The sequence below is a fragment of the Ruegeria sp. BE3 genome (assembly GCF_056538865.1).
In genome coordinates, this window is the sequence record NZ_JBQFTW010000001.1 from 636,565 (window position 1) to 649,070 (window position 12,506).

Annotated in this window: 15 protein-coding genes; 8 read left to right on the plus strand and 7 right to left on the minus strand. The window is 57.0% G+C overall.

All coding sequences use genetic code 11. The features are described from left to right. Window positions 1–37: 37 nt before the first annotated feature. Together ACR0AZ_RS03120 and tig are read left to right on the plus strand one after the other, a co-directional pair. A complete protein-coding gene (locus tag ACR0AZ_RS03120; RefSeq protein ID WP_480469445.1) occupies window positions 38–1,162 on the plus strand; it encodes a porin in 1,125 nt (374 codons plus the stop codon). Window positions 1,163–1,346: 184 nt separating this feature from the next. Further along, a complete protein-coding gene (gene tig / locus ACR0AZ_RS03125; protein WP_480471888.1) occupies window positions 1,347–2,678 on the plus strand; it encodes a trigger factor in 1,332 nt (443 codons plus the stop codon). Window positions 2,679–2,779: 101 nt separating this feature from the next. Here the strand turns inward: tig and ACR0AZ_RS03130 are convergent, their stop codons facing one another. From ACR0AZ_RS03130 to rpsF, 6 genes are all read right to left on the minus strand, one after another. Next, entirely contained in the window at window positions 2,780–3,634 is an 855-nt protein-coding gene (locus ACR0AZ_RS03130) for an acyl-homoserine-lactone synthase (RefSeq protein WP_480469446.1), read from the minus strand. 120 nt (window positions 3,635–3,754) lie between these two features. Next, window positions 3,755–4,456: an autoinducer binding domain-containing protein gene (locus ACR0AZ_RS03135; RefSeq protein WP_480469447.1), complete on the minus strand. Its 702-nt coding sequence runs from the start codon at window positions 4,454–4,456 to the stop codon at window positions 3,755–3,757. Window positions 4,457–4,737: 281 nt separating this feature from the next. Further along, window positions 4,738–5,223: a transglycosylase SLT domain-containing protein gene (locus tag ACR0AZ_RS03140; protein WP_480469448.1), complete on the minus strand. Its 486-nt coding sequence runs from the start codon at window positions 5,221–5,223 to the stop codon at window positions 4,738–4,740. Between the two features lie 155 nt (window positions 5,224–5,378). Then, complete coding sequence (gene rplI, locus ACR0AZ_RS03145) at window positions 5,379–5,999, minus strand: 50S ribosomal protein L9 (protein ID WP_170414354.1); 621 nt, start codon at window positions 5,997–5,999, stop codon at window positions 5,379–5,381. Between the two features lie 12 nt (window positions 6,000–6,011). Continuing rightward, window positions 6,012–6,239 carry a 30S ribosomal protein S18 gene (gene rpsR / locus ACR0AZ_RS03150; protein WP_005608650.1) on the minus strand — a complete coding sequence of 76 codons (228 nt, stop codon included), beginning with the start codon at window positions 6,237–6,239 and terminating at the stop codon, window positions 6,012–6,014. A gap of 27 nt (window positions 6,240–6,266) precedes the next feature. Beyond that, the gene (gene rpsF, locus ACR0AZ_RS03155; protein WP_170382745.1) at window positions 6,267–6,620 is read right to left on the minus strand and encodes a 30S ribosomal protein S6; all 354 of its coding nucleotides are present in this window, start codon (window positions 6,618–6,620) and stop codon (window positions 6,267–6,269) included. A gap of 279 nt (window positions 6,621–6,899) precedes the next feature. Here rpsF and ACR0AZ_RS03160 point away from each other — a divergent pair, with 279 nt between their 5' ends. Both ACR0AZ_RS03160 and ACR0AZ_RS03165 read left to right on the plus strand, forming a co-directional pair. Next, window positions 6,900–7,409 carry a hypothetical protein gene (locus tag ACR0AZ_RS03160; RefSeq protein WP_480469449.1) on the plus strand — a complete coding sequence of 170 codons (510 nt, stop codon included), beginning with the start codon at window positions 6,900–6,902 and terminating at the stop codon, window positions 7,407–7,409. Window positions 7,410–7,535: 126 nt separating this feature from the next. Next, window positions 7,536–8,108: a YceI family protein gene (locus ACR0AZ_RS03165; RefSeq protein WP_480469450.1), complete on the plus strand. Its 573-nt coding sequence runs from the start codon at window positions 7,536–7,538 to the stop codon at window positions 8,106–8,108. Window positions 8,109–8,168: 60 nt separating this feature from the next. On the opposite strand, the gene ACR0AZ_RS03170 is transcribed toward ACR0AZ_RS03165, so the two are convergent. After that, window positions 8,169–9,395 (minus strand): cytochrome b/b6 domain-containing protein, encoded by a 1,227-nt coding sequence (locus ACR0AZ_RS03170; RefSeq protein WP_480469451.1) that lies wholly within the window; start codon window positions 9,393–9,395, stop codon window positions 8,169–8,171. A 173-nt stretch (window positions 9,396–9,568) separates the two neighbouring features. On the opposite strand from ACR0AZ_RS03170, the gene fabD reads away from it, so the two are divergent. The 4 genes from fabD to ACR0AZ_RS03190 all read left to right on the plus strand — a co-directional run bounded on the left by fabD (window position 9,569) and on the right by ACR0AZ_RS03190 (window position 12,414). Next, entirely contained in the window at window positions 9,569–10,507 is a 939-nt protein-coding gene (fabD, locus tag ACR0AZ_RS03175; protein WP_480469452.1) for an ACP S-malonyltransferase, read from the plus strand. A gap of 44 nt (window positions 10,508–10,551) precedes the next feature. Then, on the plus strand, window positions 10,552–11,289 hold the full coding sequence (fabG, locus tag ACR0AZ_RS03180; RefSeq protein ID WP_480469453.1) for a 3-oxoacyl-[acyl-carrier-protein] reductase: 738 nt from the start codon (window positions 10,552–10,554) through the stop codon (window positions 11,287–11,289). Between the two features lie 210 nt (window positions 11,290–11,499). After that, a complete protein-coding gene (locus ACR0AZ_RS03185) occupies window positions 11,500–11,733 on the plus strand; it encodes an acyl carrier protein (RefSeq protein ID WP_008756330.1) in 234 nt (77 codons plus the stop codon). 141 nt (window positions 11,734–11,874) lie between these two features. Further along, window positions 11,875–12,414 (plus strand): GNAT family N-acetyltransferase, encoded by a 540-nt coding sequence (locus tag ACR0AZ_RS03190; RefSeq protein ID WP_480469454.1) that lies wholly within the window; start codon window positions 11,875–11,877, stop codon window positions 12,412–12,414. The last annotated feature ends 92 nt before the right edge of the window (window positions 12,415–12,506 follow it).

Consider the following 12,506-nt stretch of genomic DNA (forward strand, 5'->3'; position numbering starts at 1 on the left):
GGCCGCGCGTGAAACCTGAACTTGGATGGTGATTGAAATGACCCGCACACTTAAACTGTCTTCGATGGCTGCAATACTGGCTGCGACCACGGCAATTCCAGCCGCAGCCGAGCTGAAATACGAAAACAACTCCGGCGGTTATGTACTGCTTTACGGTCAATTGGACCCGGTCATCGTTTCGGTTGACGATGGTGAGGAAACCGAGACTCGGTTGCTCGACAACGATTTGTCCAACAGCCGGGTCGGCCTTCGGCTGATGCAGCCATATGGCAGCAATGAATTCATGTTCCGCTTTGAAACCGGTTTGGGCCTGCCAAGCACCGGTACGGCCAATCAGGACGGGACCAACACCAATGGCTGGTCGCGCGAAGATATCCGGCATGTCGATTTCTCGCTGAAGGGTGGGTACGGCAAGTTTTCAGCCGGTCAGGGCAGCATGGCTTCGGATGGGGCGGCAGAAACTGATCTCTCTTATGTCGGAACGGCTCTGTATTCCTTCACCAACGATGAAAATGGCGCGTTTTTCTACCGTGGGTCGGATGGCATTCTGAGCGATATCACCGTGGGTGACTCGGCTGGTAACTTTGACGGCGCGCGCCGCGGGCGCATTCGCTATGACACGCCGGATTTCAATGGGTTCTCGGCCGCGATTGCCTATGGTCAGAACATCTTGTCCAGCAGCGATGACGACGACTATTACGACATCGCGTTTTCGTATGGGAACACATTCGCCAATGGCGTAGAGTTTGCCGCAAGTCTCGCTTACGCTGTGCGTGACTTTGACGACGGATCGGGCAAGCGGAAGGACACGATCGGGTCGGCCTCGGTCCTGTTGCCAAGTGGTTTCAGCTTTACGGCGGCGCTCGGGTCGCGTGATGACACGGCGACAGGGGCCAGCGATCCAGACTACTGGTACACCAAGCTGGCCTATGAGGGCGATTGGGTGTCCTGGGGCAAGACCGGGATCGGTATCGACTATTTCGACGGGTCGGACTTTGAGAACTCAGGATCCAGCACCAAGTCCTGGGGGATCGCGGTGGTTCAGCGGATCGACAGCATCAATACGGATGCCTACCTGAAGTACCGCAGCCATGATTTCGACGATACGGTCGATTTCGAAAAGAACGAGGCTTGGGTTCTGGGTGCGCTCTGGAAGTTCTGAACCTCAAGGTCTGAGGATAAGGTGCCCCGGTTGGGTCCGGGGCGCTTTTTTGTTCAAATCGGCGGCAAAACAGGACCGATAAAGGCATTGCCCCCTTGCACGTAGGGGGCTGGGCAAATAGAAGGCGTCAAATTTGCCCGGCGCGCCCTTTTTGCGCGCCCCGAATCCTATGGGGACTACCATAATGCAGGTTACCGAGACGCTGAACGAAGGTCTGAAACGCGGCTACAACATCGTTGTGACCGCAGCCGAGCTGGACGACAAGGTCAATGAGAAACTGACCGAAGCGCAGCCGGAAATCGAAATGAAAGGTTTCCGCAAAGGTAAAGTACCGATGGCTCTGCTGAAAAAGCAGTTCGGCCAACGTCTGTTGGGCGAAGCGATGCAGGAAACCATCGACGGTGCGATGAACAAGCACTTTGAAGACAGCGGTGAGCGTCCTGCGCTGCAGCCCGAGGTCAAGATGACCAATGAGGACTGGAAAGAAGGCGACGACGTTGAGGTCGCCATGTCCTATGAGGCGCTGCCTGAGATTCCCGAAGTCGACCTGAAATCGGTCGAGCTGGAGAAGCTGGTTGTTAAAGCCGATGAGGCAGCCGTTGAAGAAGCGCTGAACAACCTGGCCGAGACCGCTCAGAACTTCAAAGCGCGCCGTAAAGGCTCCAAAGCCAAAGATGGCGACCAGATCGTGTTCGACTTTGTTGGCAAGGTTGACGGCGAAGAGTTCGAAGGCGGATCGGCCGAGGACTACCCGCTCGTTCTGGGCTCGAACAGCTTCATCCCCGGCTTTGAAGAGCAGTTGGTTGGTGTGAAGGCCGAGGAAGAAAAAGACGTTAACGTCACCTTCCCCGAAGAATACGGTGCCGAGCATCTGGCCGGTAAAGATGCCGTTTTCACCTGCACCATCAAAGAGGTGAAAGAGCCGGTCGCGGCTGAGGTTGACGACGAGCTGGCCAAGAAATTCGGTGCCGAGGATCTGGCCGCGCTGAAAGCACAGATCGCCGAGCGTTTGGAAGCCGAATATGCCGGTGCTTCGCGCGCTGTCATGAAGCGGGCTCTGCTGGACGTGCTGGACGAGAAAGTCTCGTTCGACCTGCCGCCGTCGCTGGTTGAAGCCGAAGCCAAGCAGATTGCGCATCAACTGTGGCACGAAGAAAACCCGGATGTCGAAGGCCACGATCACGATCCGATCGAGCCCACCGATGAGCATAACAAACTGGCCGAGCGCCGCGTACGTCTGGGCCTGCTGCTGGCTGAGCTGGGCCAGAAGGCCGAGGTTGAGGTGTCTGATGCCGAGATGACTCAGGCAATCATGAACCAGGCGCGTCAGTATCCGGGTCAGGAACGCCAGTTCTTTGAGTTCGTGCAGCAGAACGCTCAGATGCAACAGCAACTGCGCGCGCCGATCTTTGAAGACAAGGTTGTCGACTACATCGTCGAGCTGGCTCAGGTCGAAGACAAAGAAGTCAGCAAAGACGATCTGCAGAAAGCCGTTGAGGCACTGGAAGAGGAATAATCCTCTTCCTTCCCCCACCATTCATGGGGGCACAAAAAAGCGGAGCCGTCTGGAAAAAGGACGGCTCCGCATGGGTGGCTTTGTGCTATGAGGTGAGGGGGTCAGGCCTCATGAGCAAAAGCACGGGGGGTCTGTAACAGAGCGGTCTTTTGCTCTGGGGTGAATGTGTCGGACAGAGCTTCGATCAATTTCAGCACTGCCTCTCTCTCTGCCTCGGTCTTTGCGGCACTCATCTGCTCGACAAAGTATTTCTCAAGATCAGTGAGCGGTTTGTGGTCGCGATTTGCCGGGCTGAGTTTCTCGGCCTTTTTGGCCTCGAAGAACTCCAACGCCTTTTCTTCCTCGATAAAGACATCGTGGTGAATGTCTGCGAATTCACGAAGGCCCGAAATCCTCTCTTCACTGCAATCCAGCAGAGCGGCCATCGCCGGCACCTTACCCATCGGAACGGTTTCGCCCACATAGTCGTAGGGCGCACAGTTTGAGCGTTTGAGGACGCGGTTCATAACCGGATCAATCACGGTGATAATGTCCTGAATACCCGCGTTGCGACAGTATTCCAGCGATCCGATCATCAATTCACAAGTCGCATAAGAGACCGAGTTCTTCTCTTTGCCACGTGTCAGGCGTTGCGTATCGACGCAGAACCGGGTGGATTCCCACATGGTCGCACTGCGCATTGGCGCCTCGCCGCATAGGATGTCCGAAAACACATCCGAAAGCATATGTGGACCGGTGGTCTGGAGTGCACGTACTGCGGCTACGACGTTCCCCTCATCGTCGAGACCAATTACGTATGCAGGATCCAGGTGATCGAACTGATCGATTTCTTTGCCGTCTTCGATGTGGACATCCCATCCAAGTCGTCCACCAAAAACCCGAGCGCGCAGTTCGAACATATCGTCAAGAACTTCGGTGAACAGATGTCTGTTCAGCCCATCAACTACCAAAATCATGTTAACCCCCTTCGAGTTGTCTGTCCTGTGGATAAGACGTTACCCGGATTCGCGAGCGAATCTATTGGGGGTTTCCCGTAATATTGGCTTTTTTAGGTCGGATTTCGGGGGAATTTTGCTTTAGCCCGGGTAAATTAGCCCGATTCCAATCGCACGGCCCACCGCCTGCGGTGTGGTCAGCGCATTAAGCTTTTCGCGAGAAGAGCGCAAGTGCACTTCAACTGTGCGGTGAGAAATCGACAGGATATCGCCGATATCCTGTTGCGATTTACCTGCTGCGGCCCATTGCAGAATTTCCAATTCACGGCTTGAAAGCGTCGGGTGATACAGCATCCGGCTGATCGTATCCGACGTCATCACGTTGTCATGGATGTGCACGGCCAGCGATTGCAGATCGCTGATCACGTTAGGGACCAGCTTTTTCCACTCCTCACGGCTGCAATCACGCACCGCACTCAGCAGGCCAATGTCGCCATAAGGGCCGCGTACGGGGATCGTGACCCCTTGATCGGGGATGCCGAAGTCGTGGGCGTCGCGAAACACACGCTGAAAGTCTTTACCACGTTCCAGGCGACTCCAGTCCACGGGTGCAATGCTGCGCTGGCTCATATGCAGGGTCGGGTCAATCAGGTGAAGGCCTTGTTCCTGATAATGATTCTTCCAGTCGTCGCCATATGTCACATGGCCGTGGATCGTGCCCGCAGCCGGATTCATCCCGGCATAGGCCGCGTGGTCCATTTCGTATTTGTCACAGACCTGGCGCAGGAACTCATCATAGCGAGAGTCCTGTTCGGGAAGAGTGCTGAGATCAACAATATCCATACGGTAACGACCAGCTAGACCCGAGTGAGCGGGCGGATCCCTTTGGCCAGGAAAAAAGATACTGCCTTCCCTGACGTCATAGAGCACATCACATTTCCCATATTATGACAAGAAGATGTGGGAAATGTCTGCTTTTTTAGGGGAAATGTGCCTTTAATACACATCAAATTCGCCCCTCCTGAATGAGGTTCCGCAAGGTTCCTCTGTTTGGCGATGGTGTCCGTTGTTGCGTTCGAGTGGTTATGTTTGAGCTTTAACGGGGAAATGCGCAACAAAAATGCCTATTCTGTGGCAGAAACCAGACCAGTTTCCACCAACATGCCGCGTTTTTTCGCCTCTGGGTAGTATCCCTTGGCATATAGGAAGATCGCGCGTTGCTGATCTCCGTCCGATAACAACCAAGCCCCGCGCAGGTATTTGCCTGCATACTCCAGGTTCGTATCTGCATCCAGCAGGCCCTGAGCGTTCCCGGTATAGCCCATTGAACGGGCCGTGGCGGGCAGAATCTGCAGCAAGCCGTAATAGGGACGATTCACGGCCCAAGGGCGGTGCGTGCTTTCGCGGATCGCCAGCTTATGCACCAACTCACGAGGCAACTCGTAGTGGTCTGCCCATTTATTGATCGATGCGCGCAGTTCCGGCGTTTCGTTCGGATAGAGAGGGGGATCAAACGTGTCCGCCCGGCTGGGCGTATCCGGACCGCCACACGCAGTGAGCGGTGCTGCAATCAGAAAAGCAATGACAGTGCGTCGAACGAGGGGGGGCATGGCAATACTCCGTTTTGCAGAGTCGGATGATATGGATCGAGCATCTGACCGCAAGGCCCAGGGCGGTTTCGGGCCAAAACTCGCTGCTGATGAGTGCGACAGAAAAAAAGGGCCACGCAAACGCGTGGCCCTTTAGCATTGATAGCTTCGCCAGATCAGGCTTTGGCTTCGTCTTCTTCAGCCGGAGCTTCCTCAGCAACCAGCTCTTCGTCGTCCGAAGCGGCGGAACCGATGTCGTCGAACAGTTCGGCGATTTCGAATTCAGCAGCGGCTTCTTCTTCAGCAGCCAGTTCCTGGATCGATTTACCCGAAGCCTGCAGTTCGGCTTCTTCTTCCGAACGGGCGACGTTCATCTTGATCTCAACTTCGACCTCGGGGTGCAGTTTGACCGCCAGCGAGTGCAGACCCAGTTCCTTGATCGGAGCGATCAGGGCGATCTGTTTCTTGTCGACGGTGAAGCCTGCTTCGGTCGCAGCGTCTGCGGCGTCACGCGGAGTGACCGAGCCGTACAGAGCGCCGGCATCCGATGCCGAGCGAATCACGATGAACTGCTGACCGTCCAGCTTTTCAGCCAGTGCTTCAGCTTCTTTCTTGGTTTCCAGGTTGCGGGCTTCCAGCTGCGCTTTCTGGGCTTCGAACGAAGCGATGTTCGACTCGGACGCGCTCAGGGCTTTGCCCTGGGGCAGCAGGAAGTTGCGGGCGTAGCCAGGCTTGACGTCAACGACGTCGCCCATCTGACCCAGTTTCGCAACGCGTTCCAGAAGGATAACTTGCATGTCAGTCTCTCCTTACTTCACGGCGTAGGGCAGCAGGGCGAGGAAACGGGCGCGCTTGATAGCACGGGCCAGTTCACGCTGCTTTTTCGCCGAAACGGCGGTGATGCGCGAAGGTACGATCTTGCCACGCTCAGAGATGTAGCGCTGCAGCAGACGGGTGTCTTTGTAGTCGATTTTCGGCGCGTTCTCACCCGAGAACGGGCAGACCTTGCGGCGGCGGAAAAATGGTTTTGCGGCCATGGTTTATGTCCTTTCGTCAGGCGTTGATCAGCGGCGCTCGCGGCGGCCTTCGCGCTCATCGCGCTTCTGCATCTGGACCGAGGGGCCCTCGGCATGCTCGTCGACCTTGATGGTCAGAACGCGCATGACGTCTTCGTGCAGGCGCATCAGGCGCTCCATTTCCTGAACGGCGCCAGCGGGGGCGTCGGTCTTCAGGAAGGCATAGTGGCCTTTGCGGTTCTTGTTGATCTTGTAGGCCATCGTCTTGACGCCCCAGTACTCGCTGTCGACGACGTTGCCGCCGTTGTCAGCCAGAACGGTGCCGAAATGTTCGACGAGGCTTTCTGCCTGCGCGTTGGACAGATCCTGACGCGCGATCATTACATGCTCATACAGTGGCATGTGCACTCCTGTTTATATCAAGGCGCATTTCAAAGGCGGGGCCATATGGTCCTTCGCGACCCTGCCACGAGAGGCTGCGCGATTCATAACTCCTGCGAAGGATGGCCCCGTATACACGTTTATGGCGGCGGAGCAAGCCCTGCCACAGATGCCCTTGTGAAGTCGTCCAATTTCCTTTGAGGCGCCCAATTCCTGACTCTTTTCGCCGTGAGGTTGTTCATGAAACCGGGAACACCCGGATACTTGGAAAACCACAGACAGGGCAAGACAATGGCCGTCATGAACACAAATACTTTTGTAGAAGCAGCACCCGCCGCTGCATTTGAAAAATCCGTTCCCGTTCTGATCACTTTCGCGCCCAACTGGCGTGCCCGGATGGTGCTTCTGCGTGTGGTCGGGGCCTTTCTAATTCTGTCTGCCTTTTCCATGTGGCTGATGCCTGGGTCGATCATGGGTGCCGAAGTCTGGCCGCTGAAGCTGGTCGCGTCGCTGATGTTCCTGATTGTCGGGGTAAGTCTGCTGACAATTGAGGTTATGGATGCACGTCCTGATGCCTATTTCGACCCGATCCGCCGCGAAGTGCGCATCCTGCAGAAGAATGAAAACGGTCGCCCGCAGACGGTGCTGCGTCGCAGCTACGACTCGCTGGGCGGTGCACGCTTTGCGGATGATCAGGTTGAGCTGTTTGACGTTGACGGTAGCCTGCTGATGAAGCTGCCGCTGGAATCGGCGGATGTCGGCTCAGCGCTGAAAGGTCAACTCAGCCAAAACGTGACGATTTTCGCCTGAATTCAGTTCTGTTCAAATAGGAACAGAATTTGTGAATCGAAAAGACTTGTGTGCTGCCTTTGGGCGGCACATTTTTGTTGGTGAGCAACCCACCCGGTTTGCAACAACACCACTGCGGAGATTGTTATGAAATCCACCCTTCTTGCTGCCGCTCTGGCCGTGTCGGCCACGACTGCTTTCGCCAGCGCCGAAAAATATGTTTTGGACCCCAGCCACAGCCAGGTCATCTTCAGCTATAATCACCTTGGTTTTTCAACCACCACGGGCATGTTCTCGGGCTTTGAGGGCGAGATCATGTTCGATCAGGAAGACCCCGCCGCGTCGAGCGTGACTGTGTCGATGCCGGTCATTGAAATGATCACCGGTTGGAAACCGCGCGAAGATCACTTCATGACCGAAGATTTCTTTGGCGCAGCCGAAGGTGATCTGGTGACCTTCACTTCAACCGGTATCGAGGTGACGGGCGAGAACACAGCCAACATCACTGGTGATCTGACCATGAACGGCGTCACCAAATCGGTCGTTCTGGATGCCAAGCTGAATCAGGTGGGTGAGCACCCGATGGCAGGCAAGCCATGGGCGGGATTTGACGCCACCACCACGCTGGTTCGCAGCGATTTTGATCTGGGCCAATTCGCACCGTTTGTTGGCGATGAGGTCGAAATACGTATCTCGGTTGAGGCTCAGAAGGCCGACTAACAAGCGTCTTCGATACGTAAGTCAGACCGCCGGAGGCACCCCCTCCGGCGGTTTTTTATTTCATTCAGCGCGTGTTGCCGTGAGTTCCGCACTGACCGTGACCGTGAAGCCCAGCGAGTCCTCGGTGGGTTGGGACGTGCCCACACCAAAGTCCAGCCGGTTCACGTCAACCGATCCGGACATGATGGCGCTGCCGTCTTCCATCTCGAGCGTAAATGGCAGCACGATATCCATTGACTGGCCTTTGATTGTCAGCGGTCCGCGCGCCTCGTAGCCGGTTTCGGTCTTAAACAGATCGGCTTTGAACTGCGCGGTAGGAAACTGGGCGTTGTCGAAGAAATCAGCAGCCATGGCCTGGTCGGTGACGGTTCCAAGGCTGAGCGAACCGATGGAAATGGTCACGTCTGCTGAACCGGCCAGCCCGGGTTCTTCTGGCTCGTCAAAGGCGATCGCAGCGGTCCAGTCAGAAAAGGTGCCGGTCACAGGGCTGTTCAGCTGAGAGATCGTGATAGACAGGGTGCCATCCTGAACCTGCCAATCCGATTGGACCTCGGTCAGTTCAGCTGTGTCGATTGCGGCGTCAGAGCTGTGCGAAAACACGCCGATGGACCAGCCTCCGGCAAGCACCGCAACCCATACCGCAAGCGCAGCAACTGCGGGTGCGGCCGAGTGATGTTGCGCGGGGGGCTCTGGGGCGTTCGCGTCGCCCGGCAGCATCCGCCGTAGCGTGCTGTCCTTGTCTACAACATGGTGCTTCAATGCCCCAAGAATGTGCAGGACCAATGATCCGCCCAATATCCAGACAAACAGCCAATGCAGGCTGGCAGTGAACTCGGCCAGAAGGGGCGATTTCGGAACCAAAGGCAGGTTCTGGCCAAAGGGCCACAGGATCGGGGCAAAGCCCTCTGCTGCGGCATGGTGGACCCAACCGCTCAGGGGGGCAAGGACAAGGGAGCCGTATAACAACCAATGGACCGTTTCTGCAGCAAAAGCCTCGGGCTTGTTATCGGCGTTGAGCAGCCCGGGCTTGGTCTGGGTCAGTGCCCAGAGGATTCGGGCCAGAGCGACGAAGAAAACGGTAACCCCAACGGTTTTATGCAGCGAAAACAGCCGAGCCGCCCGTGCTATGTCTTCTTCGGTGGTTGCGATATTGGGGTCGTAGATCGCATGCGCCAGTTCGTTGGCGAACCATCCCAGTGGCAGGGCGGTCAAGATCAGTAGGGCAGTCAGCCAATGAAACGCTTTTGTTACACCGCCATAGCTGGAATGCGTGTTCGTCAGGGGCATGAGGGGAGCTCTCTACTTTGCTTGTGTGCTGCTAGGGTAGTGGGATGATGTGCGGACACAAGGCAGAGAAATGCACATTAACGGTGTCCTGATGCAGAACGCAGGCAATGCTTGTGCCGCGCCGTCAGTCAGTTTACACCCCGCCGAAACCTGACGTCACGCAAGAGGCACCAATGACACGCGCGTTTGTTTTCCCGGGGCAGGGCGCCCAGACCATCGGAATGGGCAAGGCACTGGCCGAGGTCTATCCGGCTGCTCAGGCGGTTTTCGATGAGGTGGATGAAGCCCTGGGCGAAAAGCTGAGTGCTCTGATCTGGGAAGGCGATATCGCGGAGTTGACCTTGACGCAGAATGCGCAGCCGGCGCTGATGGCGACCTCGATGGCAGCAATGCGCGCGCTTGAGGCCGAGGGAGTTTCGATCTCGACAGCGTCTTACGTGGCAGGACACTCGCTGGGGGAATATTCGGCATTGGCTGCTGCCGGGGCCCTGTCGGTTGCAGACACCGCGCGCCTGTTGCGGACGCGCGGGCAGGCAATGCAAAGCGCCGTTCCGGTGGGCGAAGGTGCGATGGCTGCCATTCTTGGGCTGGACCTTGAGGCTGTGCGCGTCGTCGCCGACGAAGCCGCGCAGGGTGAGGTCTGTCAGGCCGCAAATGACAATGATCCGACTCAGGTGGTTGTGTCGGGGTCCAAGGCTGCTGTTGAGCGTGCCGCTGAGATCGCCAAGGAAAAAGGCGCCAAGCGTGCAATTATGTTGCCGGTAAGTGCACCATTTCACTGTGCACTGATGCAACCTGCTGCAGATGTTATGGCGGACGCTTTGGCTGCTGTTGAGATCAAGGCACCTGCTGTGCCCCTGATTGCGAATGTTCGGGCGGAGGCCGTGAGCGATCCGGATATGATCCGTCAGTTGCTGGTGGAACAGGTGACGGGTTCGGTCCGGTGGCGCGAGAGCGTGCAATACATGGTTGCGCAAGGCGTTTCTGAGGCATGGGAGATCGGCGCGGGCAAAGCGCTGTCGGGCATGATCCGCAAGATCGACCGGTCGCTAGCCTGCACAGCGGTCGGGTCGCCCGAGGATGTACAAAAGGCCGTTAATCCCGGCGCATGAACTGAGAATAGTCGCCGGTCTCGGCGGCCAGAGAGGGACAATAGATGTTTGATTTGACAGGTAAGAATGCGCTGATCACGGGCGCTTCGGGTGGCATTGGCGGCGATATTGCCCGCGCGCTGTATGACGCGGGTGCCTCCGTTGGCCTATCGGGGACACGGGTTGAACCGCTGCAGGCGCTGGCCGAAAGCCTGGGAGACCGCGCGCATGTTCTGCCCTGTAACCTGAGTGACCCTGAGGCGGTCGAGGCGCTGCCTAAGCAAGCGGCCGAGGTGATGGGCTCGGTTGATATTCTGGTCAACAACGCAGGCATCACACGGGACAACCTGTTCATGCGCATGTCGGACGAGGAATGGCAGAGCGTGATCGATGTAAACATGACCGCGACGATGAAGCTATGCAAAGGCGTGATCCGTGGCATGATGAAGGCGCGCTGGGGCCGGATCGTAAATGTCTCGTCTGTTGTGGCCGCGATCGGTAATCCGGGTCAGGCGAACTATGCTGCGTCCAAGGCCGGGATGATCGGCTTTTCCAAGGCGCTGGCGCATGAGGTTGCGACCCGTGGTATCACCGTGAACGCGGTTGCGCCGGGCTTCATCACCACGGCGATGACTGAAAAGCTGACCGATGAGCAAAAGAAGGGTCTGCTGCTCAAGGTTCCGGCGGGCCGGATGGGTGATCCGCAGGAAATCGCGGCTGCCGTTCTGTACCTTGCAAGCCCCGAAGCGGGTTATGTGACCGGAAGTACCTTGCATGTGAATGGCGGCATGGCCATGTTGTAATCGCAATTCGGGGCGGATGCGAAAGCGTTTGCCTTGCGCGTTGTCTGTGTTATAGGCGGCGCGTATGCGCAGGGACCGGTCGGAAGGCCGGTTCTCTGATTTCCCGGGGACCCGGGACCCAAACCGCCCGGAACGGGCAAAACAAGTCCATCCCGAACGGGCAAGGGCAGAACCGGGCGGACCGCCCTGAAATTGAAATGAGGAATAGACATGAGCGACGTCGCAGATCGCGTTAAGAAGATCGTTGTTGAGCACCTGGGTGTTGAAGAGGACAAGGTTGCTGAAAACGCCTCGTTCATCGACGATCTGGGCGCAGACAGCCTGGACACCGTTGAGCTGGTAATGGCGTTCGAAGAAGAGTTCGGCATCGAGATTCCGGACGACGCAGCCGAGACCATCCAGACCTTTGGCGACGCGGTCAAATTCATCAGCGAAGCTTCCTAAGCTTACCCGTCTGATCCAAAAGCGGCGCTTCCGGGCAACGGAGGCGCCGTTTTTTTATGCCTTGCCACAATTCACACTTGCCTTGAGAGGCGTGCGCTCGTCACTCTGAAGCCTGAGGCACAATTCCGAGCGGGCAAGGGCATGATAAGATCCACCCCGATGATCAATACGGCGCGTCTGACTTTATGTGCGATGCGCCCTGAGGATTTTAAGAGATTCGCTGAAATCTGGCGTGACCCCGAGGTCGTGCGCCATATCAGTGGCACTCCGCTGACGCGAGGTGAAGCGTGGGACAAGTTTCTGCGCAACGCCGGGCACTGGCACATGACCGGTTTCGGTCAATGGGGCGTGGTTCTGCAATCGAATCGAACATTGATCGGCCAAGCCGGGTTCTTTTATGGAAACCGTTCTCTGGGCGAGGATTTCGATGGTTTCCCCGAAGCCGGATGGGTTCTGGCCACCGAGATGCAGGGGCAAGGGTATGGGCAAGAGGCCGCGCAGGCAGCTCATGACTGGTTCGACCGGGTCATTCCCGGCCCGTTGGTCGCGCTGATCGATGCCGACCATGTGGCATCACAAAGGTTGGCTGAAAAGCTGGGGTACAAGCTTCTGCGCGAAACCGAGTACAAGGATACGCCGGTCCATCTGTTTCGCCGTGACGGACCTCCCGCACGGGTGTGAAACGCATCCGGTATGACGATGCCGCAAAATGGACGAACTGTGCCGATCTTGGTGAATTCTGCGCCAGATTGAGACTCTATGCTATCGTGGAA

What these genes read in the sequence shown, in the direction of transcription:
- tig (WP_480471888.1), top strand. Translation starts at nt 1,347, where the DNA reads ATGCAGGTTACCGAGACGCTGAACGAAGGTCTGAAACGCGGCTACAAC.
- fabD (WP_480469452.1), top strand. Translation starts at nt 9,569, where the DNA reads ATGACACGCGCGTTTGTTTTCCCGGGGCAGGGCGCCCAGACCATCGGA.
- rplI (WP_170414354.1), bottom strand. Translation starts at nt 5,999, where the DNA reads ATGCAAGTTATCCTTCTGGAACGCGTTGCGAAACTGGGTCAGATGGGC.
- rpsR (WP_005608650.1), bottom strand. Translation starts at nt 6,239, where the DNA reads ATGGCCGCAAAACCATTTTTCCGCCGCCGCAAGGTCTGCCCGTTCTCG.
- ACR0AZ_RS03190 (WP_480469454.1), top strand. Translation starts at nt 11,875, where the DNA reads ATGATAAGATCCACCCCGATGATCAATACGGCGCGTCTGACTTTATGT.
- ACR0AZ_RS03185 (WP_008756330.1), top strand. Translation starts at nt 11,500, where the DNA reads ATGAGCGACGTCGCAGATCGCGTTAAGAAGATCGTTGTTGAGCACCTG.
- fabG (WP_480469453.1), top strand. Translation starts at nt 10,552, where the DNA reads ATGTTTGATTTGACAGGTAAGAATGCGCTGATCACGGGCGCTTCGGGT.
- ACR0AZ_RS03140 (WP_480469448.1), bottom strand. Translation starts at nt 5,223, where the DNA reads ATGCCCCCCCTCGTTCGACGCACTGTCATTGCTTTTCTGATTGCAGCA.
- ACR0AZ_RS03170 (WP_480469451.1), bottom strand. Translation starts at nt 9,395, where the DNA reads ATGCCCCTGACGAACACGCATTCCAGCTATGGCGGTGTAACAAAAGCG.
- ACR0AZ_RS03135 (WP_480469447.1), bottom strand. Translation starts at nt 4,456, where the DNA reads ATGGATATTGTTGATCTCAGCACTCTTCCCGAACAGGACTCTCGCTAT.
- ACR0AZ_RS03120 (WP_480469445.1), top strand. Translation starts at nt 38, where the DNA reads ATGACCCGCACACTTAAACTGTCTTCGATGGCTGCAATACTGGCTGCG.
- ACR0AZ_RS03165 (WP_480469450.1), top strand. Translation starts at nt 7,536, where the DNA reads ATGAAATCCACCCTTCTTGCTGCCGCTCTGGCCGTGTCGGCCACGACT.
- rpsF (WP_170382745.1), bottom strand. Translation starts at nt 6,620, where the DNA reads ATGCCACTGTATGAGCATGTAATGATCGCGCGTCAGGATCTGTCCAAC.
- ACR0AZ_RS03130 (WP_480469446.1), bottom strand. Translation starts at nt 3,634, where the DNA reads ATGATTTTGGTAGTTGATGGGCTGAACAGACATCTGTTCACCGAAGTT.
- ACR0AZ_RS03160 (WP_480469449.1), top strand. Translation starts at nt 6,900, where the DNA reads ATGAACACAAATACTTTTGTAGAAGCAGCACCCGCCGCTGCATTTGAA.